This window comes from Levilinea saccharolytica (genome assembly GCF_001306035.1).
Lineage (GTDB): Bacteria > Chloroflexota > Anaerolineae > Anaerolineales > Anaerolineaceae > Levilinea > Levilinea saccharolytica.
Genome location: NZ_LGCM01000014.1, coordinates 84,232 through 105,249, shown reverse-complemented (window position 1 = coordinate 105,249; position 21,018 = coordinate 84,232). Strand labels below are relative to the sequence as shown.

Annotated in this window: 19 protein-coding genes; 9 read left to right on the top strand and 10 right to left on the bottom strand. The window is 61.8% G+C overall.

All coding sequences use genetic code 11. The features are described 5' to 3' along the window. Nucleotide 1 precedes the first annotated feature (1 nt). From sqr to ada, 5 genes are all read left to right on the top strand, one after another. Nucleotides 2-1,234, top strand: a complete 1,233-nt coding sequence (gene sqr / locus ADN01_RS03255; protein ID WP_062416932.1) for a type III sulfide quinone reductase, selenoprotein subtype — start codon at nt 2-4, stop codon at nt 1,232-1,234. Further along, entirely contained in the window at nt 1,222-1,860 is a 639-nt protein-coding gene (locus ADN01_RS03250) for a DUF1641 domain-containing protein (RefSeq protein WP_082142589.1), read from the top strand. Before sqr ends, ADN01_RS03250 begins: the two co-directional genes overlap by 13 nt. 48 nt (nt 1,861-1,908) lie before the next feature. After that, the gene (locus ADN01_RS03245; protein ID WP_062416934.1) at nt 1,909-2,226 is read left to right on the top strand and encodes a TusE/DsrC/DsvC family sulfur relay protein; all 318 of its coding nucleotides are present in this window, start codon (nt 1,909-1,911) and stop codon (nt 2,224-2,226) included. A gap of 37 nt (nt 2,227-2,263) precedes the next feature. Next, nucleotides 2,264-2,764: a DsrE/DsrF/DrsH-like family protein gene (locus ADN01_RS03240; protein ID WP_062416935.1), complete on the top strand. Its 501-nt coding sequence runs from the start codon at nt 2,264-2,266 to the stop codon at nt 2,762-2,764. A gap of 157 nt (nt 2,765-2,921) precedes the next feature. Beyond that, nucleotides 2,922-4,004 carry a bifunctional DNA-binding transcriptional regulator/O6-methylguanine-DNA methyltransferase Ada gene (ada, locus tag ADN01_RS03235; RefSeq protein ID WP_062416936.1) on the top strand — a complete coding sequence of 361 codons (1,083 nt, stop codon included), beginning with the start codon at nt 2,922-2,924 and terminating at the stop codon, nt 4,002-4,004. A gap of 37 nt (nt 4,005-4,041) precedes the next feature. On the opposite strand, the gene ADN01_RS03230 is transcribed toward ada, so the two are convergent. The 4 genes from ADN01_RS03230 to ADN01_RS03215 form a co-directional block, all read right to left on the bottom strand. Continuing rightward, complete coding sequence (locus ADN01_RS03230; protein WP_062416937.1) at nt 4,042-4,407, bottom strand: DUF1667 domain-containing protein; 366 nt, start codon at nt 4,405-4,407, stop codon at nt 4,042-4,044. An 8-nt stretch (nt 4,408-4,415) separates the two neighbouring features. Further along, nucleotides 4,416-5,693, bottom strand: a complete 1,278-nt coding sequence (locus ADN01_RS03225; RefSeq protein ID WP_062416938.1) for an NAD(P)/FAD-dependent oxidoreductase — start codon at nt 5,691-5,693, stop codon at nt 4,416-4,418. A gap of 1 nt (nt 5,694) precedes the next feature. After that, nucleotides 5,695-7,179 carry an NAD(P)/FAD-dependent oxidoreductase gene (locus ADN01_RS03220; protein ID WP_075070916.1) on the bottom strand — a complete coding sequence of 495 codons (1,485 nt, stop codon included), beginning with the start codon at nt 7,177-7,179 and terminating at the stop codon, nt 5,695-5,697. 155 nt (nt 7,180-7,334) lie between these two features. Next, a complete protein-coding gene (locus ADN01_RS03215; RefSeq protein ID WP_062416940.1) occupies nt 7,335-8,171 on the bottom strand; it encodes a carbon-nitrogen hydrolase family protein in 837 nt (278 codons plus the stop codon). A gap of 140 nt (nt 8,172-8,311) precedes the next feature. Between ADN01_RS03215 and ADN01_RS03210 the strand changes: the two genes are divergently transcribed. The 4 genes from ADN01_RS03210 to ADN01_RS03195 are packed head-to-tail and all read left to right on the top strand — an operon-like array spanning nt 8,312 to nt 13,520. Then, complete coding sequence (locus ADN01_RS03210) at nt 8,312-9,295, top strand: thiamine pyrophosphate-dependent dehydrogenase E1 component subunit alpha (RefSeq protein ID WP_113918817.1); 984 nt, start codon at nt 8,312-8,314, stop codon at nt 9,293-9,295. After that, nucleotides 9,288-10,271 (top strand): alpha-ketoacid dehydrogenase subunit beta, encoded by a 984-nt coding sequence (locus ADN01_RS03205; RefSeq protein WP_082142590.1) that lies wholly within the window; start codon nt 9,288-9,290, stop codon nt 10,269-10,271. Before ADN01_RS03210 ends, ADN01_RS03205 begins: the two co-directional genes overlap by 8 nt. A gap of 27 nt (nt 10,272-10,298) precedes the next feature. After that, the gene (locus ADN01_RS03200; RefSeq protein WP_062416943.1) at nt 10,299-11,633 is read left to right on the top strand and encodes a dihydrolipoamide acetyltransferase family protein; all 1,335 of its coding nucleotides are present in this window, start codon (nt 10,299-10,301) and stop codon (nt 11,631-11,633) included. Nucleotides 11,634-11,639: 6 nt separating this feature from the next. Continuing rightward, complete coding sequence (locus ADN01_RS03195) at nt 11,640-13,520, top strand: glycoside hydrolase family 5 protein (RefSeq protein WP_062416944.1); 1,881 nt, start codon at nt 11,640-11,642, stop codon at nt 13,518-13,520. 62 nt (nt 13,521-13,582) lie between these two features. Here the strand turns inward: ADN01_RS03195 and ADN01_RS03190 are convergent, their stop codons facing one another. The 6 genes from ADN01_RS03190 to ADN01_RS03165 form a co-directional block, all read right to left on the bottom strand. Then, on the bottom strand, nt 13,583-15,190 hold the full coding sequence (locus ADN01_RS03190) for a glycosyltransferase family protein (protein WP_062416945.1): 1,608 nt from the start codon (nt 15,188-15,190) through the stop codon (nt 13,583-13,585). Between the two features lie 2 nt (nt 15,191-15,192). Continuing rightward, the gene (locus ADN01_RS03185; protein ID WP_062416946.1) at nt 15,193-16,152 is read right to left on the bottom strand and encodes an aldo/keto reductase; all 960 of its coding nucleotides are present in this window, start codon (nt 16,150-16,152) and stop codon (nt 15,193-15,195) included. A gap of 25 nt (nt 16,153-16,177) precedes the next feature. After that, on the bottom strand, nt 16,178-17,041 hold the full coding sequence (locus ADN01_RS03180; protein WP_062416947.1) for an FkbM family methyltransferase: 864 nt from the start codon (nt 17,039-17,041) through the stop codon (nt 16,178-16,180). 4 nt (nt 17,042-17,045) lie between these two features. Next, nucleotides 17,046-18,389: a lysine 2,3-aminomutase gene (gene kamA, locus ADN01_RS03175; RefSeq protein ID WP_062416948.1), complete on the bottom strand. Its 1,344-nt coding sequence runs from the start codon at nt 18,387-18,389 to the stop codon at nt 17,046-17,048. 291 nt (nt 18,390-18,680) lie between these two features. Next, the gene (locus ADN01_RS03170) at nt 18,681-20,090 is read right to left on the bottom strand and encodes an MFS transporter (protein ID WP_062416949.1); all 1,410 of its coding nucleotides are present in this window, start codon (nt 20,088-20,090) and stop codon (nt 18,681-18,683) included. A gap of 21 nt (nt 20,091-20,111) precedes the next feature. Beyond that, nucleotides 20,112-21,017, bottom strand: a complete 906-nt coding sequence (locus ADN01_RS03165) for an alpha/beta hydrolase (protein ID WP_062416950.1) — start codon at nt 21,015-21,017, stop codon at nt 20,112-20,114. Nucleotide 21,018: the final 1 nt, after the last annotated feature.

Here is a 21,018-nt window from a genome sequence, read left to right as displayed (position 1 = left end):
GATGAAAAAATTGCTGATCTTGGGTGCCGGTACGGCGGGCACGATGGTGGCCAACCGCTTGAACCGCATGTTGGACATGGATGAATGGCAGATCACCCTGGTGGATCAAGACCCCGTGCATTATTACCAGCCGGGCTTTTTGTTCATCCCCTTTGGCGTGTATTCCAAAAAGGATGTGATCAAGCCCAAGCGTAATTTCATCCCCCCGCAGATTAAGCTGATCCAATCTGAAATTGAGATCATTGAGCCGGAGCACAACCGCGTGCGGCTGACGGGCGGTCTGTACCTGGACTACGATTATTTGATCATCGCCACCGGTGCGGATATTCACCCCGAAGAAACCCCCGGCCTGGCCGAACACGAATGGAACCAGTCCATTTTCACCTTCTACTCGTTTGAAGGCTCGGTGGAACTGTGGAAGAAGCTGCAAACCTGGGAAGGTGGGCGCATGGTGGTGAACGTAGTGGAAAACCCCATCAAGTGCCCGGTGGCCCCGCTGGAATTTTTAATGCTGGCGGATTGGTTCTTCCACGAGCGCGGCATCCGCGACCGCGTGGAACTGGTGTATGCCACCCCCCTGCCGGGCGCCTTCACCAAGCCCATGGCCTCCAAAATGCTGGGTGAACTGCTGGTGCAGAAAGGCATCCATGTGGAGCCAGAGTTCTACATCGAGCGCGCTGACCCGGATGAGAAGAAGATCGTTTCTTACGATGAGCGCGAAGTGCCCTTTGACCTGCTGGTGACCATCCCGCTCAACAAGGGCGCCGAGGTGGTGGGCAAATCCGGTCTGGGCGATGAGCTGAATTATTCGCCAGTCAACAAATACACCTTCCTCTCGGATAAATTCGACAACATTTTCGTCCTGGGCGACGCCTCCAACGCGCCCGCTTCGAAAGCGGGTTCGGTGACCCACTACGCCATTGACCTGTTCGGCGAGAATTTCATCCGCTACACCTCGGGCCAAAAGCTGGTGGAAAATTTTGACGGCCACGCCAACTGCTTCCTGGAATCCGGTTTTGGCAAGGGCCTGCTGATTGACTTCAATTACACCCAGGAACCGCTGCCCGGGCGTTATCCCCTGCCGGGGGTGGGCCCCTTCACCCTTCTGGAAGAATCCGAAGCCAACCACTGGGGCAAGCTGATGTTCCGCTGGATGTACTGGAATATCCTCCTCAAGGGTCAGGAACTGCCTTTCCCGCCCACCATGACCATGGCGGGTAAATGGAAAGCCTAGGAGGCATGATGGATCCGCAGTGGACTGAACTCAACCAAAAATTGGACGCGCTCACCGCGCAGGTGGCCTATTTATCTGAGCAGGCGCGACTGAACGCCCTGGAACGCGAATCGCGCGAGGAACTGTTGGAAACAGCCATGCCCGTGGCCAAAGACGTGATGCGTCTGGCCTCGGATGAGATGGAAGAGGTGCAGGAATACCTCAACCCCGAAGACCTGGTGCGCATTCTCAAGAAGATCATCCAGCACACCCCCCAGTTGGAAATGCTGCTGGATAACATTGACGCGGTCACCGACCTGCTGGATACCGTGGGGCCGGTGGTGCGCGAGGGTATGGACAAGGTCACAGAAGTGACCGGTGATTTGGAAACCAAGGGCTATTTTGGCCTGGTGCGTGGGGGCGCTCACCTGGCCGATCAGGTGGCCGGGACGCTGACCGAAGACGACCTGAAACGCCTGGGCGGCACGCTGGTTCCGGTGCTGCAGGCGGTCAAGGCGGCTCCCCCCGCCCAACCCCCTTCGCTGCTGGGCCTGCTGGGGCAGATGAATGACCCGGCGGTGCGCAGCGGGCTGGCGCTGGCGCTGCGCGCGCTGAAGGCTTTAGGGGCATCCACTCGCCCCGCTTAATCCGTGAATTCATCAACCATTGGAAAGAAAACAAATCTGGAGGAACACATGGCTACTCGTACAATTGCAGGCAAAACCGTCGCGGTCAACGAAGAAGGTTTCATGACCAACCCCGCGGAATGGACCCAGGAAATTGCGGTGGAGATCGCTAAAGAAGAGGGCATTGAGGAACTCACCGAAGCCCATTGGAAAGTGATCAACTTCTGCCGCGAGGTGGGCGCTGCTTCTGGCAAGGCCCCCACCCTGCGCACCATCACCAACGGCGCGGGCATCACCACCAAAGAGATGTTCACCCTCTTCCCCAAAGGCCCCGCCAAGAAAGTGGCCCACATCGCCGGTCTGGGTAAGCCCGAAGGCTGTGTCTAAATCAACCCACTGTAATGGATCATAAGGAGAGTTAAACATGGCTGAAGACCGCAAAGTTGCGTTTATTTGCTCGAAGGGCACCCTGGATATGGCCTACCCGGCGCTGGTGATGGGCTGGGCGGCGCTGGGCAACGGCATTGATGTCACCATCTTCTTCACCTTCTGGGGCATGGACCTCATCAACAAAAACCGCGTGGACAAGCTGGAGATCGCGCCCGTGGCTAACACCAGCATGAAGATGACCATGATGGGCGTGAACACCGGCAATCTGGGCATCCCCAACCTGATGGGTGTGCTGCCGGGCATGACCGCCTTCGCCACCAAGCTGATGAAAGACAAAATGAAGGAACTGGAAGTTCCTCCGGTCAGCGAATATCTGCAAATGCTGGTGGATGCGGGCGCCAAGCTGTACGCCTGCAAGATGTCGGTGGATATGATGGGCCTGAAGAAGGAAGATTTTGTGGATGGTGTGATTGACATCGTCACAGCCTCGGATTTCATGGACATGACCGACGGCGCGCAGATCATCTTCATCTAGCCCGACGCAGCAGCATAGAACAAACCGGCCTCCCTCACGGGGGGCCTTTTTTTGTGCGCATGGGGTAGAATGACAGCGCAAGAATCCAATAGCCGCCGCTGCTGCCGTGCAGTATCATCAGGATCACAATTGGACGATCTGCCCGCTGGAAGGTGACATGATGAATGCGACCCCTGAAACCGAAATGCTGACCCTCTCCCCCGACACCTGTTGGGAGGCTGTGCAAAACCGCGACGCCCGCCTGGACGGTCGCCTGTATTACGGCGTGAGCACCACGGGCGTGTACTGCCGCCCCTCCTGCCCTTCGCGTCTGCCGCGCCGCGACCATGTGCGCTTTTTTGGCAGCCCCCAGGCCGCCGAGCAGGCCGGTTTTCGCCCGTGCAAACGCTGCCAGCCGCAGCTGCCGCAGTCGTTTTCACCCGCCCTGGCGCTGATTCAGGACGCCTGCCGCACGCTGGAAGAGGCCGAGCGCTCCCCCAGCCTGATGCAGTTAGCCGAGGCGGCGGGCATGAGCCCCTACCATTTTCAGCGCCTGTTCAAGAAGCACGTGGGTATCTCCCCCAAGCAGTATTTTTTGCAGAAGCGCGGCGAGCGTTTGCGCGGGGCCTTGACGGCGGGTACCACCGTCACCGAGGCCATGTACGCGGCGGGGTACGGCTCCAGCGCGCCGCTTTACACCCAGTCGGCGGCCGAGTTGGGCATGCGCCCGACTCAATATCAGCACGGCGGCTCAGGGCAGCAGATTCAGTACGCGGTGGCGGCCTCTTTTTTGGGCTGGGTGCTGGTGGCGCGCACGGCGGCGGGCATCTGCGCCATTGATTTCGGATCTGACCCGGCTGCGCTGGAAGCGGCTTTGCGGGCGCGCTTTCCGCAGGCCGAACAGGTGTCTGCGGATGCAGAATTTGAAGGCTGGGTGCGCCAGGTGCTGACCTTCTTAGAAGAACCCGCCGGCGGACTGCATTTGCCCCTGGATATTCGCGGCACGGCTTTTCAGCGGCGGGTATGGGCTGCCCTGCAAGACATCCCCGCCGGTCAGACGGCCACCTACGGCCAGGTGGCGCAGCGCCTGGGCAGCCCCAAGGCGGTGCGGGCGGTGGCCCAGGCCTGCGGGGCCAACACCCTGGCGGTGGCCATCCCCTGCCACCGTGTGGTGGCGGCGGGCGGCCAGTTGGGCGGTTACCGCTGGGGGGTGGAGCGCAAACGTCAGCTCCTGGAACGCGAAGCCCGCCCCTCGGAATGAGGCGCGGGCTGAATCGGCGAAATTGAAGGATTGGGCGCTAGGCCTGGGCCATATCGCGGCTGGCCAAAATGTTCACGCCCGTTCCCAAAATGTCTTCCACCACCACCGCGCCCATGCGGATGGGGGCCTGCACTTCCACCTTGCGCAGCACTTCGCGCAGCTCGTGGATGCGCCCTTTGGGGAAAGGCGCCGAGGTGTACACCGGCAGCAGGGGATGCAGCCCGCCGCGGATGTTGACCGTGGTGGCCACCATGCGGCGCGGGTTCACCAGCTCATTAGCGGCGTAGGCATGCCCGCGTTTGCAGCCCGGTTTGACCTCTAAAATCGTCTGCCCTTCGTGGCTGACCTCCAGGGTGCAGCCTTTGGGACAGGTGATGCACAGGATTTTGGTTTTTTCGCTCATGGTTTCACCTATCGTTTGACCACAGCCAGGGTCAGTTCATCGGCTTTCTGCACTTCGTCATAGGCCGTGGTGGGGATTTCCAGGGTGATGATTTCCCCGGGGCGGGCGTACAGCTCACCCTTGCGCGCGATCAGATTGGTGCGATTGCGCACTTCCACCCACACCGGCGACTCAATCGGCTGACGTACGCGCAATTGCAGGCGCACGGGGGTTTCGGCCAAAGTTTCGCGGTCCATGCGGTGCGGCACGACATAGCGCACATTTTCACCCGCCAGCAGCGGCACCAGGCGGTTTTCTTTGCGCCGCACCTGGGCGGCAAAGCGCGCGGCGCTGATGCCCGCCAGCCGCCCGGCTTCGGAGACCCAATCCACCAGGTCGTAGACATGCACCACGTTTCCGGCGGCGAAAATGCCGGGGATGTTGGTCTGGAAGCTGTCGTCCACAAAGGGCCCGCCGGTGAGCGGGTCTATCAGCACGCCCGCCTGGCGCGAAAGCTCGTTCTCAGGGATGAGGCCCACCGAAAGCAGCATGGTATCGCAGGGGATGATCTCCTCGCTGCCGGGGATGGGGTTCCAGCGCTCGTCCACGCGCACGGTTTCCACGGCCTCAACGCGCTTGTGGCCGATGATGCGCTTGACGGTGTGGCTGAGCTGCAAGGGGATGTCAAAATCCATCAGGCACTGCACATAGTTGCGCGTCAGGCCAGTCAGGTAAGGCATGACTTCCAGCACGCGCTCCACATGCGCCCCTTCCAGGGTCAGGCGGCGGGCCATGATCATGCCGATGTCGCCGGAGCCGAGGATGACATAGCGGCTGCCGGGCATAAAGCCTTCCACATTCACCCAGCGCTGGGCGGTTCCGGCGGTGTACACCCCTGCCGGGCGCATGCCGGGGATGCGGATTTGGGCGCGGGTGCGTTCGCGGCAGCCCATCGAAAGCACCACCGAGCGCGCGGTCAGGTCCACAATGCCGCTGTGTTTGCCGGTGGCAAAGATGCGCCGCTGCGAGCTGATATCCAGCACCATCGTATCCAGCAGGAACTCCACGCCGTGATCCAGGGCCTGATCAATGAAGCGTTGGGCATAGCTGGGGCCGGGGAGGTCCTGCTGAAAGGTCTCCAGGCCAAAGCCGTTGTGGATGCACTGCTGCAAAATCCCGCCCAATTCCTTATCTCGTTCGATCACCAGCACATCCTCTGCGCCGTTTTGGCGGGCAGCGATGGCGGCTGCCAGGCCGCCCGGCCCTGCGCCGATAATGACCACATCATAGCGATCTTTTGTCGTCATCTCAGGCCTCCCACGCTTTGGTCTTGCGGGTCAAAAATTCGGACCCCGGGCCTTTTTTGGTGACCTCTTCGGGGGCGATGCCCAGCTCTTCGGCCAGGATTTCCACCACGCGCGGCATGTCAAACGAGCCCAGGCAGCGGCCGGTTCCCAGCCAGGTGCGGCGCTTGATGGCGTCGTAATTGCGGGCGGGGATGGGGGCGTGAATTTCGGCGATGATCTCGCCTTCGGTGACCATTTCACAGCGGCAGATCACGCGCCCAAAGCGCGGGTCGGCTTTGATCAGCTTCATCTGCTCTTCGCGCGGCAGCTTGCGGAAGTGCGGCCGGGGCGGGCGGATGGGGTTCCAGTCCGGCTTCTCTTCCAGTTTCTCGCCCGCTTCGCGCAGCATCTCGATGACGTGCAGGGCGATGGCAGGGGCCGAGGTCAGGCCAGGGGATTCGATCCCGCCGATGTTCACCAGCCCGGGGGCTTCGCGTGGAGTTTCGATGATGAAATCGTGGTTGTGAGAAACGCCTGGGGTCAGGCAGGGGGCGTTGCCGTGGGCGCGCAGCCCGGCAAAGACGGCGATAGCCAGGCGCGGGGTGAGGGAGGGGATCAGCTTTTGCGCCCCTTCCCAAATTTCAGCCATGCCGTCGTTGGTGACGGCGCTGTCTTCCGCGTCGTCCACGATTTGCGAATTGGGTCCGACCATGGCGTTGCCGTGCAGGGTGGCCGTGACCAGAATGCCCTTTCCGCGTTCGGAGGGCACGGGGAAGAGCACATTGTTCACCTCCAGCTCGGCGCGGTCTAAGACGGCGTACTCTCCGCGGCGGGGGGTGATCTTAAATTCGGGACGCACCCCGGCTTTGTGCATCACCTGGTCGGCGTACAGCCCGGCGGCGTTGACCGCCCAGCGGCAGCCAAAATCTCCCACATTGGTGCGCACACCCACAATGCGCGCGCCGTCGAAGATGAAATCTTGAAATTCGGTTTCCAGCAGCACGGTGACGCCGTTGGCCACGGCGTTCTCGGCGGCGGCCACGGTGGCCATGAAGGGATCGCAGATGCCGCCGGTGGGGGCCCACAGCGCCCCGCTGACCAGCGGGTTGATGTTAGGCTCGCGCGAGCGCATTTCGTCCGCCAGAATCACGTGCATGCCGGGCACACCGTTGCGCCGCCCCTGTTCCAGCAGCTTATCCAGCGTGTCCAGTTCCTCCGGCCCAATCGCCACCACGTAGTCGCCGCGCCGGTCGTACTCAAAACCCAGCTCGCCCGAGAGCGTGTCCCACATGGCGTTTCCGAGCACGTTCATTTTGGCTTTCAGCGTACCGGGTTCGGGGTCGTAGCCGGCGTGGACGATGGCCGAGTTGGCCGCGGAGGCGCCCGTGCCGATATCGGCGGCCTTGTCGATCAGCAAAATGTTGAGGCGGTAGCGCGAGAGAAAGCGCGCTGTCATGCAGCCCACAATCCCGCCTCCGATGACAATTACATCGTAAGCTTTCATCATTCGCTTCTTTCGTTTTGAGTTCTAAAAGGTGAACGACTTTGTGTTCTTTTTCACCAACAGCGTATGCTTAGTATACCCGAAACACGGGCTGCTTCCGGATTATTTAAAGCCTCGATTTGGAGCGAATCTTGTTGTCGGGCCCGTGGACGGCTGCATCACACAGCAGATTTTCCCTGGATGGCGGCCACATCGCAGCGGCACTGATCCAGATACCAATTGGACACTCTGGATAGATCCAGCTCCACTCGCAGAATGCCCAATTCAGAAGAGACGATTTCACCGGCGGTTTTTCCGTTCGGAGCCACAGCCAGGGTGGGGCAGACCTGCTGGGGCGCGGCGTTATTGGCGCTCAACACAAAGCGCTGCGTTTCAGCGGCGCGGCTGACCAGGTGGCTTTTCCAAACGGGCTGCTGGGTGTCATCTCCGACGGCATTGTTTAAGTGCAGGAAAACCTGCGCCCCACGGCGGGCCATCCATCCCCATTGTTCGGGGAAACGCAGCTCCCGGCACATTTGAACCCCCACCCGGAATTTCCCCTCCGGGGCGGTCAGCTCAAACACGGGCAAATCGCTGCCCGCGCAAAACACACCCCGTTCATGCGTGGCCAGGTTGATTTTGCGGTAGGTGTGGGTTTCGCCGTCCGGCGTAAACCCGTAGGCCGCGTTAACCCAGTTCCCGTCCCTAGTGCCCCTCGTTTTGTGGGGGCGCGGCGAGATCCTGCCAGGCATGTCATCGCGAACACAGGCCCCCACCCACAGGTTAATGCTGCGCCTGACGGCTTCGTTTCGCAGGCGGCTTAGCCCCTCTTGCACTTCGTGCGGATTGATATCCTTAAGAAACGAAAGATCATCCGAGTACCCGGAAAGGGAGCCTTCTGGCAGCAGCACCAAATCTCCGGGGACGGTCTGCTCCATAACGGTAAGGATGCTGTGCAGATTTTCGGGGATGGAAAAAGACACTGGGAATTGGGCCACGACGGCGTGTATTTTCATGAGGGCTCCTTGGGGCTGCCCATACTTGCGGAGATGATCCTATTTTACTTCGCCTTTTGGCTATGGTACACTCATAACGCAATCGGTGAGATTAACGATCAATGAAGGCTGGTAACACATCGACAGGAGGAGCGAAACAGATGGAAGTGACGGCTGAATTGAAGCGCGACATGTTCTGGCACATGCTCTTATCCAGGCGGCTGGACGAACGCGCCTGGGTGCTGCACCGCCAGGGCAAAATAGCCTTTCATATTTCTGGTATCGGGCAGGAGGCGGCCCAGGTGGGCGCGGCCTTTGCCTTGCGGCGCGGCGAAGATTGGGTGACGCCCTATTACCGCGACCTGGCCTTGATGCTGTGCCTGGGCTACACCCCCCGCGATTTTGTGCTCAGCCTGATGGGCAAACGCGAGGAACCCAATTCGGGCGGGCGGCAAATGCCCTCCCATTGGAGTCTGCGCTCGGCCAACGCCGTCAGCCATTCCGCGCCGGTGGCCACCCAGGCCCCGCACGCGGCCGGCATTGGCCTGGCGATTAAGATGCGCAAAGAGGATAAGGTGGTATTGACCACCATCGGCGAAGGTTCCACCTCGCAGGGGGAATGGTACGAGGCGGTCAACTGGGCCGCCATTCACGCCCTGCCGGTGATCTTCCTGGTGGAGAACAACCAGTATGCCATCTCCGTCCCTACCGATAAGCAGATGGCGGTCAAATCCGCCGCCGATAAAGCCTGCGGGCTGGGGCTGGACGGGCGCATGGTGGACGGCACGGATGTGTTTGCCGTGTACGCGGTGATGAGCGAGGTGGTGGCCAAGGCCCGCTCCGGCGGCGGCCCCAGCCTGATTGAGGCGCGCATGTACCGCATCACCCCGCACTCTTCGGATGACGACGACCGTTCTTACCGCACGCGCGAAGAGGTGGAAGAAAACAAGAAGCGCGACCCCATTTTGGTGGCGCGCACACAGCTGCTGGAAAGCGGCGTGCTCAGCGCCCGCGAATTGGAAGAGATGGAGAGCCGCGCCAAGGCGATGGTGGATGATGCCGTGGCCTACGCCGAAAAAGCCCCCTATCCGGCGGTGGAAGAAGCTGCCTATCCGGTGTATGTGGAGGAGGTGCGCCGTGCCTGAGATGACCTTGATTGACGCTGTGCGCATGGCGATGGATGAGGAAATGGCCCGCGACCCCAACGTGTTCATCGTGGGCGAGGATGTGGGCGTGCGCGGGGGCGTTTTCCGCGCCACTGTGGGCCTGTTTGATAAATACGGCCCGGAGCGCGTGATCGATTCCCCCCTGGCGGAACTGTCCATCGTGGGGGTGGGCATCGGCGCAGCCCTGTACGGCATGCGCCCCATCTGCGAAATTCAATTTGCCGATTTTATCTACCCGGCTTTCAACCAGATCGTCAGCGAGGCGGCCAAGATGTGCTACCGCTCCAACGGCGATTGGACCGTGCCGATGGTCATCCGCGCCCCCTACGGCGGCGGCATTGGCGGCGGCCTGTACCATTCGCAGAGCGTGGAAGCCTTCTTCACCCACGTCCCCGGCCTGAAGGTGGTCATCCCCTCCAACCCCTATGACGCCAAGGGGCTGCTAAAATCGGCGGTGCGCGACCCCAACCCGGTGATGTTCTTTGAGCCGAAGAAAGGTTACCGTCTCATCCGCGGGGAGGTGCCGGAGGGCGAGTACACCGTGCCCATCGGCCCGGCCCAGGTGACGCGCGCCGGCGCGGATGTGAGCGTTTTTGCCTACGGCATGATGCACCATTACACCCTGCAGGCGGCCGAGAAGCTGGCCGCGGAGGGCGTGGATGTGGAAGTGGTGGACTTGCGTACCCTCTACCCCGTGGACCGCGAGACCATTTTGGCCTCGGTGCGCAAGACCGGCAAAGCCCTGATTGTGCATGAGGATAACCTCACCGGCGGCTACGGGGCTGAAATCGCCGCGACCATCGCCGAACACGCCTTCCAGGACCTGGATGCCCCCGTGCGCCGCCTGGCGGGGCCGGATGTGCCCGGCGTGCCCTTCAGCCACCCGCTGCAGGATTGGTTCATGCCCAACCCCGATAAAATCGCCGCCGCGCTGCGCGAACTGGCCGCCTTTTAACCGCGTTACCTTTTTAGGAGAGATCCTATGCCGACAAAAGTGATCATGCCGCAGTTGGGCGAATCCGTGGTTGAAGGCACGGTGACCCAATGGCTGCGCCAGGAAGGTGAGACGATTCAAGAATTTGAATCGCTGCTGGAAGTCAACACCGATAAGGTGGACAGCGAAATCCCTTCGCCCGCGGGGGGCACGCTGCTGAAAATTCTGGTTCCCGCCGGCACCACCGTGCGCGCTGGGACGATTTTGGCGTGGATCGGCCAGCCCGGCGAGGTCTTGCCGGAGGGTGAGGGCCCGCAAAGCGCGCATGCCGCCGAACCCGCGGCTGAGGCCGCCGCACCGGCTGCACCGCCGCCCACCCTGGCGCCTGCCGCTGGCCGCGACCGCGACCTGGGCTTCATCTCGCCGGTGGTGGCGCGCCTGGCGCGCGAGCAGGGGGTGGATTTGACCCTGGTGAAAGGCACCGGCGAGGGCGGACGCATCACCAAAAAAGATGTGCTGGCCTTTCTGGCCGCGCCGCCGCCCGCCCAGGCCGAACCGCTGGCCTGGGAGACCCCCGGCGAGGGTGATCTTTTCCGCCCCACCGAGCTGATGTTTGCCGCGGGCGCGCCGCCCAGTGCTGCGCCCACCCCGCCCAAGGCCGTCCCCACGCCGCCGCCTGCCCCGCCCGCGCCTGCCGCCCAACCCGGAGACCGGCTGGTACCCCTGGACACCCTGCGCAAGTCCATCGCCGCCCACATGGTGATGAGCAAGCACACCTCGCCGCACGTCACCACCGTCATGGAAGCCAATTTGCAGCGTGTGACGGCCCACCGCGAAGCGCACAAGGCGGCCTTTGCCCGCGACGGGGTCAACCTGACCTACACGGCCTATTGGATCTCGGCCCTGGTGGCCGCCCTCAAGGCCGTGCCCCTGGTCAACTCCTCTTGGACGGAGGAGGGCATTCTCATCCACAGCGCCATCAACATCGGCATGGCCACCTCGCTGGGGACCGACGGCCTGATTGTGCCGGTGATTAAGCACGCCGATGGGCTGAGCCTGTTGGGACTGGCGCGCTCCATCAATGACCTGGCCGAGCGCGCCCGCGCTCGCCGCTTGCAGCCGGATGAGGTCAAGGGCGGCACCTGCACCATCACCAACCACGGAACCTCCGGCTCTCTCTTTGCCACACCCATCATCAATCAGCCACAATGTGCTATACTGGGCGTCGGAGCCATTCAAAAGCGGCCGGTGGTGATTGAGGATGCCATCGCCATCCGCCCCATGGTGTACCTGTCCCTCACCTTCGATCACCGCATTTTGGATGGCGCAGCCGCGGATCAATTCCTGTCCACGGTGGTCCATACCCTTCAAGATTGGAGCTAAACTGCGATGATTCGAACGGATGGCCCCTGGTTTAAAGACGAAGCCAACCGCCGCCTGCTGCTGCGGGGGGTTAACCTCAGCGGCAGCACCAAAGTGCCCTGCACACCCAACGGCGCAACCCACCTTCGCGAAAATTTCTTCGACCACCGCACCGTGTCTTTTGTCGGGAGGCCTTTCCCCCTGGCCGAGGCGGATGAACATCTGTCCCGCCTGCGCCGCTGGGGGTTCAATTTCCTGCGCTTCCTGGTCACCTGGGAAGCCATTGAACACGCCGGGCCGGGCTCGTACGACGAAGCCTACCTGGATTATGTCGTGCAGGTCATCCGCAAGGCGGCCCAGCACGGCTTTGACGTGTTCATTGACCCCCATCAGGATGTGTGGAGCCGCTTCACCGGCGGCGATGGCGCCCCCGGCTGGACTCTGGAAGCGGTCGGCTTTGATTTGACTCGCCTGCACGAGACCGGCACGGCTTTTGTGCATGCCATGACGGCGGGCGAATACCCGCGCATGATCTGGCCAACCAACTATCACAAGCTGGCCGCGGCTACCATGTTCACCCTGTTCTTCGCAGGCAACGATTTTGCCCCCAACACCCTGGTGGACGGGGTTCCCGTGCAGGAGTTTTTGCAGGGCCATTACATCCACGCCATCCAGCAGCTGGCCATCCGTCTGAAAGATGAACCCAACGTGATCGGCTATGACTCGCTCAACGAGCCGCACCGCGGCTTTGCGGGCCTGCACAACCTGAACAGCATCCATCCCCCCTTCGATTTTGGCCCCAGTCCCACGCCTTTGCAGTCCTTTGCCCTGGGCGACGGCATCTCCCAGACGGTGGGGGTGTATGAGCAGGGCATCACCGGCCGCCGCCAGGTGGAGCGCCGCAAGCTGAACTCGGCGGGGGTGCGCGCCTGGTTGCCCGGCCGCGAGTGCATCTGGCGTGCCCACGGGGTGTGGGATGTGGATGTGAACGGCCAGCCCTACCTGCTGAAACCGGACTACTTTACCCATGTGGATGGGCGCAAGGTGGACTTTCCCCACGACTATTTCCGCCCCTTTGCCAACCGCTACGCCCGCGCCATCCGCATGGTGCATCCCAACGCCGTCCTGTTCCTGGAAGGCACCCTGGGCGATGAGCTGCCCGTGTGGGGGCCGAACGACGCCGAAAATATCGTCAACGCCACCCACTGGTACGACGACATCACCCTCTTCCTCAAGGATTACCGCAGCTGGTTCAGCGTGGACGTGGAAAGCCGCCGCCTGGTCGTGGGGGCCGGCAGCGTCAATAAAATGCACGCGCGCCAGCTGGGCCAGATCAAAGAGGTGTCGCGCACCCGCCTGGGGGATGTGCCCACCCTGATCGGTGAATTTGGCACGCCCATGGACATGAAACGCAAGCGCGCCTACCGCACCGGCGATTTTTCGGCCCAAACCCAGGCCCTGGACGATTCGTACCGCGCGCTGGAAGCCAACCTGCTCAACAGCACCCTGTGGAATTACACCCCCGACAACAACAATACCCACGGCGACTTGTGGAACGAAGAAGACCTGTCCATTTTCAGCCGCGACCAGCAAAAAGACCCCAACGACCCCGATTCGGGTGGGCGGGCTTTGCCAGCGGCGGTGCGCCCCTACGCGCGCAAGACCTCCGGCGATTTGCTGCGCATGTCTTTTGATTTGAAAAAGCGCGTGTTTGAAATGGCCTTCCGCCACGACCCCCAGGTGAGTGCCCCCACCGAGGTATTTGTGCCCCGGCTGCATTATCCCAACGGCTGCCAGGTGGTGGTTTCGGACGGCGAATACAGCCTGGATCTGGACGCCCAGGTGCTGCTCTATCAACCTTCGGCGGAACGCGGCGAACACACCCTGCGGCTGACCCCCTTGGGGTGAGTTTTCTCAGTGGTTAAACGGAACGGGCTGCCTTCCACAGGCTGGAGGGCGGCCCGTTTTCTTTAGGGGACGGCGCTGCGCGCGAAGAGCACCCCAAAATCATCTGAAAGCACGCGCTGATAGCCCGGCAGGCGGTCTTCCTGGGCCATGCGGTAAAACTCATGCACCCACTGCATATCCCCGGGGTCCACGGCGCGTTCCACCGCGCTGGGGTCGGCGTAGAGGGTGATGTTCTCCTGCTCCAGGGCGATCAAATCGGGATTCAGCGCGCTGACCTTTTCCCAGTTGGGCAGGCCCCAATCCATGTGCACACTGCGCAGCTCGGTTTCGGGCAGATATACGCGCCAATCGCGGAAGACGCGCAGCTTTTCGCCGGGGCGCTCCTGGGCGATCCAATCTTCCACCCGGGCGGTGAAGCCCAGGCTGATGGAGGTCTCTTCTCGTTGGAGCTGCTGGTTCAGAATTCGGGTGTCCTGGTTGAAATACATACCAAATTGCAGCAGCACCAGCATCAGCGCGGCGGTGCGCAGCCCCCATTGCCAGCGGGCGCTGGTGATTTGCCAGGGGCGCCAGCCTTCGGGCAGCAGGTGCACCAAGCAGGAGATGATCGGCAGCATCACCGGCAGGAAGTAATGGGTGCGGCGGGTGGCGAACACGGTGAAGACCACCATCATGGGCACGGCCCAGGCCAGGATCATGGCGCTGCCCAGGCGCGACTCGGCCTTGCGCAGGCCCATCCCCAGCCCAGCCAGGCTGAGCAGCACGAAGGCCAGCTCGCCGTAATGCACGCGGAAATCTTCAGGATACTGCCCCCATTGAAAATAGGTGTCGGTGGAGGTCAGGAAAATGCCCTGCGAGGCCTCGCGGAAGAGGGAGCGCTGAGTGGACAAAATTTCGGCGCGTTCCTGGGGCAGCAGCAGCAGCGGGTTGGCAATCACTACCGCGGCGGCCATGACGCCCACAAAGGCCGCCCCCATCAGCGCGGCGCGCCCCCAGGTCAGCTTGCGCCGGGCGACGCCCCACAGCAGATAGGCGGGCACCGCCAGCACAAAGAACACCCCCAGCAGTTTGGTACCCACCGCCAGGCCGCAGGCCGCCGCCGCGAAGAGGAAATGCCGCCCGTAGCGGAAGTCGTCGCGCAGCAGGAAAAACAGGGTCAGAACGATGAACAGCACCATCAGGCTGTCCACATGCCACCACAGGTTGTTCACCACCACGCCCGGCACGGCCAGCAGCAGCGTAAACAGCCCCACCGAGCGCGGCCAGGAGCGGAAGCGCGTCTGCATAAAGGTCAGCAGCATCAGGGCGGCCAGCATGGGCAGGACGCTGATCATCTGCCGCAGGGTGGTGATGATCCACGGGCTGTGGGCGGTCCACTCCGCCCCCCACCACAGGCGCAGGGGCAGAACGCTCAGCGCGGAGCTGAGGTAAAAGGGGTAGCCGTAGTAGTAATGCAGGTACACAGTAAAATTGCGCAGGCTCTGATAGGCGCTGTCGCCCGGCGTGAGCATGCGCACCACGTGGGGGTACTGGGCGTATTCGTCCACCTCAAAGATGGACAGCATCTCGGCATCGCGCGCGCCGGTACGGTTGGCGGGGATGAAGGCGGCGAAATAGACCGCCGCTATGAAAAGCAGGATGAGGAATACCTGACGCTGATTGGAACTCACGGTTATTCCGGCTGGTTGCCCATGATCTGTTCGATCTGTTCCAGGACTTCGTCGTTCAGCAGGTCCACGGCGTCGGCAGCGCCCAGGTTTTCATCCAGCTGTTCCTGGCGGGTGGCGCCGGTGATGACGCTGCTGACCTCTTTGCGGCGCAGCAGCCAGGCGATGGCCAATTGGGCGGTGGTGATGTCCAATTCCTGGGCCAGGGCGGTCAGTTGGCGCACCTGGCTGACCCGTTCGGGGGTCAGCTCATCGCGCATCCAGCCCATTTCGGGCAGCGAAGCGCGGCTGCCGCTGGGGATGCCTTCGTTGTATTTGCCGGAGAGGATGCCGAATTCCAATGGACTCCAGGTGGTCAGCCCCAGGCCAAATTCTTTGCAGACGGGGGTCAGCTCCACCTCTACACGGCGGCGGAAGAGCAGGTTGTAGCGCGGCTGTTCCATGCTGGGCGCGATCAATCCGTAGCGCCCGGCCACGCCAAAGGCCTGCACCACCTGGGCCGGTTCCCATTCGGAGGTGCCCCAGTAGAGGATTTTGCCCTGGCGCACCAGGCTGTCCATGGTCTGCACCACCTCTTCAATGGGCGTGTCGGGGTCGTAGCGGTGGCAGAAATACAGATCCAGATAATCCGTGCCCGTGCGGCGCAGGCTGGCGTGAATGGATTCAACAATGTGCTTGCGCGACAGGCCGCGCCCGTTGGGACCGGGCATAGTGGGCCAGAAGACCTTGCTGGAGAGCACCAGAGCCTCGCGCGGCAGGTCTTGAATGGCGCGGCCCAGCAGCACTTCGGCCTGCCCGTTGGCGTACACATCCGCGCAGTCAAAGAAATTGACCCCCTGGTCATAGGCGGCGTGGATGATATCGCGCGCGCCGCTGGTGTCCACCTGTCCCCCGAATGTGATCCAGGAACCCAGCGAAATCTCGCTGACCTTCAAGCCAGAACGTCCTAAGCGCCGATAATGCATCTTGGTACCCTCCACCAAATGAGGTCTATTCAGGCGGACGGGCGATCACATAGGAACGCTCGTCCAGTTCCGCCGCGCTGTGCAGGATGGGCGCGCCGTGAGTCATGGCGCACAGTTGATACCCCAGCGGGGCCAGCAAATCCCAGGCGGTTTGGGCGGCGGCGCGGCTGTGCAGCTCCACCAACAGCAGGGGGGCATGGGTTTGCAGAATGCGCTGCATCCCCGGCAGGGCCAACACCTCGCCGCCTTCTATATCCATCTTCACCACGTCGGGGGCGGGGCGGCCCTGGGTGAACACAAATTCGTCCAGGCTCACCCCCGTCACCCACAGCTCGCCGGGGTACTGCTGGTTGCTGCGCCCCACCGAACCGTCCACCTTGCCCATGCTGGTGGAATCGTGCACCAAAAAGCGCACCTGCCCGCCGCGGTCTACCACGGCCGCGGGCACCACCTCCACGCCGCTGGCAAAGTCGTTCAGGGCCAGGTTTTCGCGCAGCCGGGAGATGTTTTCCGGCAGGGCCTCGAAGGCAAATACCTGCCCGCGGCTGCCCACCGCGCGGGCCATCAGCAGGCTGATGTAGCCGATGTTGGCCCCCACGTCATACACCACCTGGCCGGGGCGCACGAAATCGCGCACAATCTCTTGCAGTTCGGTTTCGTACGTCCCCAGCCAGTAGTCTTTTTCTTTGTGCAAATCCAGGTTCAGGCGGGCGCCCTGCAGCCCGCCTGCGGCCACTTCCACCATCCCCCGCCCCTCCGGCACAGCCTGATTGAGCTGCTTGCGCAGGAAACGCGCCAGCGGCGGCACACGGTAAAACGCCCGCCGCCAGGAATCGGGCAGGTGGCGGGCTGTCCAGGATGCCAGGGAAACCAGGGGATGTGTGGCCAAGGGCTTAGGCCTCGTCTTTCGAGCCGGAGCCGATGCCCAGCGGCTTCCATTTGGCGTCATCTGCGCGCAGACGGTGCGCCCCGCCGCCGCGGTTGTGCAGCTGGTCGAAGCCTTCCGGCTTGATGAACATCTCTTCGCCGTCCAGCAGGCCGCTCAGGCCGGACTGCCCAGGCTCCACGCGCTTGTTCTGGCAGTAGGCGCAGGTCTTGGGGTCGTGGGGGCGGTATTCGATCGGCTCTTCGTAGGTGGTGATGTAGCCTTCGTAGTTGCGCAGCACGATCTTGTGATCCGACATGGTGACCTGATAATTGGGCATGAGCGGGATTTTGCCGCCGCCGCCGGGGGCGTCTACCACGTAGGTGGGCACGGCATAGCCGGAGGTGTGGCCGCGCAGGCCTTCGATGATCTCGATGCCTTTGGCCACCGGTGTGCGGAAGTGCCCTGCGCCTTCCACCAGATCGCACTGGTAGAGGTAGTAGGGCCGCACGCGGATGCGCACCAGGTCCTGCACCAATCTGCGCTGGATGTGCACGCAGTCGTTGACCCCCGCCAGCAGCACGGCCTGGTTGCCCAGGGGGATGCCCGCGCGGGTCAGCCGGTCGGTGGCCTGGGCCAGCTCGGCGCTGATTTCGTTGGGATGGTTAACGTGGATGTTCATCCACAGGGGATGGTATTTTTGCAGCATATTGCACAGCTCATCATCCACGCGCTGGGGCATGAAGACCGGCACGCGCGAGCCGATGCGGATGATCTCGATGTGGGGGATTTCCCGCAGGCGGCTGAGCAGCTCTTCCAGCAGTTTGGGGGCCAGCACCAGGGGGTCGCCGCCCGAAAGGAGCACATCGCGCACCTGGGGGGTGCGTTTGAGGTAGTCAATCTGCATTTCAAATTCGCTGCGCGAGAAGGTGGCCGTGGGGTCGCCCACAATGCGCGAGCGGGTGCAGTAGCGGCAGTAGGACGCGCACTGGGTGGTCACCAGCATGAGCACGCGGTCGGGGTAGCGGTGCACCAGACCGGGCACGGGGGAATGGCGGTCTTCGGCCAGCGAGTCTTCCATCATGCCGGTGAAGGGGGTAATTTCATCGTCGCGCGGCACCACCTGCTTGCGGATGGGGTCTTCGGTGTCGTTGGGATCCATCAGCGAGGCGTAGTAGGGGGTGATATCCACGCGGAAGAGGTTCTGCGTGTTCAGCGCGCGTCGCTCGGAATCGGTCAGGTTTAACACTTTCTCAAAATCTTCGGCAGAATTCAGCCGGTTGCTCAACTGCCAGCGCCAGCTATTCCATTTTTCGTCGGGGATGTCCTGGTAGATCGGGGCGCGCTTGGAGGGGAAAGGCAAGTTAGCCATGAGGAATCTCCTTACTGTACTGCCATCTATAAAAAGGGTTTCGGGTGATACCTGAAGCGAGGGTTTGGTTCAGGCCGCAATGCAATCCAGACGGTCCGCCGGGGGCGGGTCGTGGTCGGTGCGGAAAAAGCCCGCGATGGCAGAAACGGAAACCGAAAAACGCATGATGTTATTCTAAAGGAAAAAGCCCCCTGGGGCAAGCAGGCGGGCAGGCCTGGAAGCGCATGAAAAAACGGCCTTCCCCGGCGGATCACCAGAGAAGGCTGTTTTGCGATGAATCAGGCTCTGACGTTATCCCTCGTAGCGAATGCCCTTGGAGGCCAGCAGGTTCTTTTCTTTCTCCACATGCAGCCGGGCCAGGGTGTGCTTGATCTCGTCCCAGGCTTTGCCCGCCAGGGGGTAATAGAACAGGGATAAGAAGCTCACGCCCAGCAGGATGCCGGGGATGAGCACCCAGCCCAGCAGAATGCCGGTTTCCGCCTGCGCCGACTGCGTGCCGGACAGGCCGGAGAAGTTGTAGCCGTTTTGGGTCAGGAACCAGATGAAGGCCGAATTGGCGATGCTGATGGCGGGCTTGGTGATGAAGCTGTTCACGCCCGCGTACATGCCCTCGCGGCGCAGGCCGGTGCGGTGTTCATCCATGTCCACCACATCCCCATTCATCAGCGGGATGAGATACATGCCCCCGGCGAAGCCGATGCCGAAGCAGAACATGCCCAGCATGGCCGGAACCAGCTGGCGGCCCAGAGCCAACACCAGGAAGCAGCCCACCGAGAATACGGCGGCCATCACCATTGTGCAGGTTTTCACCCCCCAGGGCTCGCGGCGGTTGACGAACAGGAACACTCCGCCGACAATGCCCACGCCCAGGGCGGCGTACAGCGGCACAGCGGGGATGGAAAACTCAGCCAGGTAGTAATTCAGGCCCAGCATCAGCGAGGTCTGCACGTAGATGATGGTGAAGCTGATCACCTCAAAGACGATGAAGGAGCGGTTGGTGAAGCACTCTTTGAGCGACTTGAGGAAGGGCAGCTGTTCTTCTTCCTGCTGGAAGTGCATCTCTTTGTAGAAATAGGTGCTGAAGAAAATCAGGGCGGCCATGACCACGCCAAAACCCGCCATGATGATCTGGAAGGTGAGCGGGTTGGCGCCGGGCTCGGGTTTAATAAAGCCCCACAGCACCAGCGGCACGGCCAGGGGGAACACGGAGAAGATCAGCTTCCAGATGAAGATGCTGCTGCGCGCCTTATTGGAGACGGCCATTTCAAAGGGCATGACGTAAATGCTGGTGGCGATGGCGGTGTAGAGCACGTCAAAGATGAACAGCAGGGCGGTCATCTGAATGAACATGACCGTCTGGCTGGCCTGTGCGCCGCCAAAATTAACCCAGCACAGCACAAAGGCCAACCCGATCAGCGGCGCGCCGAAGCGGATGTAGGGGATGCGCCGCCCCAGCGCGCTTTTGGTGCGGTCGCTGATGTAGCCAAACAGCGGGTCGTTGACCGCGTTCCAGATGCCGAAGAGCAGCCAGACGGTGGCCGCCAGCCCCGGGTCCATGCCGCGGAAGCTGGTGAAATAATAGGTCAGGCCGATGCTGACCACAAAGGTGTTCAGCATGGCGCAGGCAGCATCCGCGATGGATACCCAGATCCTGCTCTTCAGGGGCACTTTCTCTTCTTGTAAAGCCAGGTTTTCAGACATGATCATCCTCATCAAGTAGGGCTAAAGAATTTGATTTTCCATCAAGAAGCGGGTGACTACCCGGGTGTATTCTTCTTGATTCGTCCAGAAGGATTCGGCATGCGCCGCGTTGGGCGCTACGTACATCTGGCGCGGGCCGCGGGTCTTATTTTCGTACAGGGCGTACACCTGGCGGGTGGGGATGAAATCATCCTCCGCGCCGTGGATGAAAAGCACCGGTGCATTGATTTTTTGCACTTCCTGGGCGGGGCGCACGTCCTCAAAGCGCATGCCGGTGAGCAGTTTACTCATCAGGCTGGCCGCGGGAATCAGGGGGAAGGCCGGCAGATGGTAATCCTGTTTTATGCGGTAGCTTAAAAGGTCGGGCAAATCGCTGTAACTGCAGTCCGAGACCACAAAACGGATGCGCGCATCCAGCGCCGCGTGCATCAAGGAAATCCCCGCGCCCATCGACTCGCCGTGGGTTCCGATGACGGCGTCCGGGCCGATTTTTTCGATCATCCAGGTGGTGAGCGCCTGCAAGTCGCAGCGTTCATAATAGCCAAAGGTGGAGTTGCGCCCGCCGCTCCTGCCGTGGTTGCGCAGGTCGTAGATCAGCACGTTGAACCCCAGGTCGCGGAAGATTTTCATGTATTTCACGGAACCGAACAGGGTGTAGGTGATGCCGTGCGAAAGGATCACACCGCGTTTGGAGCCGGGCACCGGAAAGTAATAGCCGTGCAGCTCGTAGCCGTGGGGCGAAGGCAGCCGCAGGACTTCTTTTTCCATGCGCTGAAAATCGGCTTCCACCAGCTTGCCGCTGGCTTTTTCAATCTCGTAGGTTTCCTCAAAGCCAAAACATTTGGGGAAGGTGACAATGTAGGCAAAATACAGCCCGCCCACCAGCAGGAGCAGCAGCAAAACCAGAGCAGCGATCAGAAAAGGCATG

Coding starts and splice junctions, on each gene's coding strand:
- ADN01_RS03170 (WP_062416949.1), bottom strand. CDS start 20,090: ATGTCTGAAAACCTGGCTTTACAAGAAGAGAAAGTGCCCCTGAAGAGC.
- ADN01_RS03220 (WP_075070916.1), bottom strand. CDS start 7,179: ATGATGAAAGCTTACGATGTAATTGTCATCGGAGGCGGGATTGTGGGC.
- ADN01_RS03240 (WP_062416935.1), top strand. CDS start 2,264: ATGGCTGAAGACCGCAAAGTTGCGTTTATTTGCTCGAAGGGCACCCTG.
- ADN01_RS03165 (WP_062416950.1), bottom strand. CDS start 21,017: ATGCCTTTTCTGATCGCTGCTCTGGTTTTGCTGCTGCTCCTGCTGGTG.
- sqr (WP_062416932.1), top strand. CDS start 2: ATGAAAAAATTGCTGATCTTGGGTGCCGGTACGGCGGGCACGATGGTG.
- ADN01_RS03245 (WP_062416934.1), top strand. CDS start 1,909: ATGGCTACTCGTACAATTGCAGGCAAAACCGTCGCGGTCAACGAAGAA.
- ADN01_RS03230 (WP_062416937.1), bottom strand. CDS start 4,407: ATGAGCGAAAAAACCAAAATCCTGTGCATCACCTGTCCCAAAGGCTGC.
- ADN01_RS03210 (WP_113918817.1), top strand. CDS start 8,312: ATGGAAGTGACGGCTGAATTGAAGCGCGACATGTTCTGGCACATGCTC.
- ADN01_RS03250 (WP_082142589.1), top strand. CDS start 1,222: ATGGAAAGCCTAGGAGGCATGATGGATCCGCAGTGGACTGAACTCAAC.
- ada (WP_062416936.1), top strand. CDS start 2,922: ATGATGAATGCGACCCCTGAAACCGAAATGCTGACCCTCTCCCCCGAC.
- ADN01_RS03215 (WP_062416940.1), bottom strand. CDS start 8,171: ATGAAAATACACGCCGTCGTGGCCCAATTCCCAGTGTCTTTTTCCATC.
- ADN01_RS03195 (WP_062416944.1), top strand. CDS start 11,640: ATGATTCGAACGGATGGCCCCTGGTTTAAAGACGAAGCCAACCGCCGC.
- ADN01_RS03225 (WP_062416938.1), bottom strand. CDS start 5,693: ATGACGACAAAAGATCGCTATGATGTGGTCATTATCGGCGCAGGGCCG.
- ADN01_RS03185 (WP_062416946.1), bottom strand. CDS start 16,152: ATGCATTATCGGCGCTTAGGACGTTCTGGCTTGAAGGTCAGCGAGATT.
- ADN01_RS03200 (WP_062416943.1), top strand. CDS start 10,299: ATGCCGACAAAAGTGATCATGCCGCAGTTGGGCGAATCCGTGGTTGAA.
- kamA (WP_062416948.1), bottom strand. CDS start 18,389: ATGGCTAACTTGCCTTTCCCCTCCAAGCGCGCCCCGATCTACCAGGAC.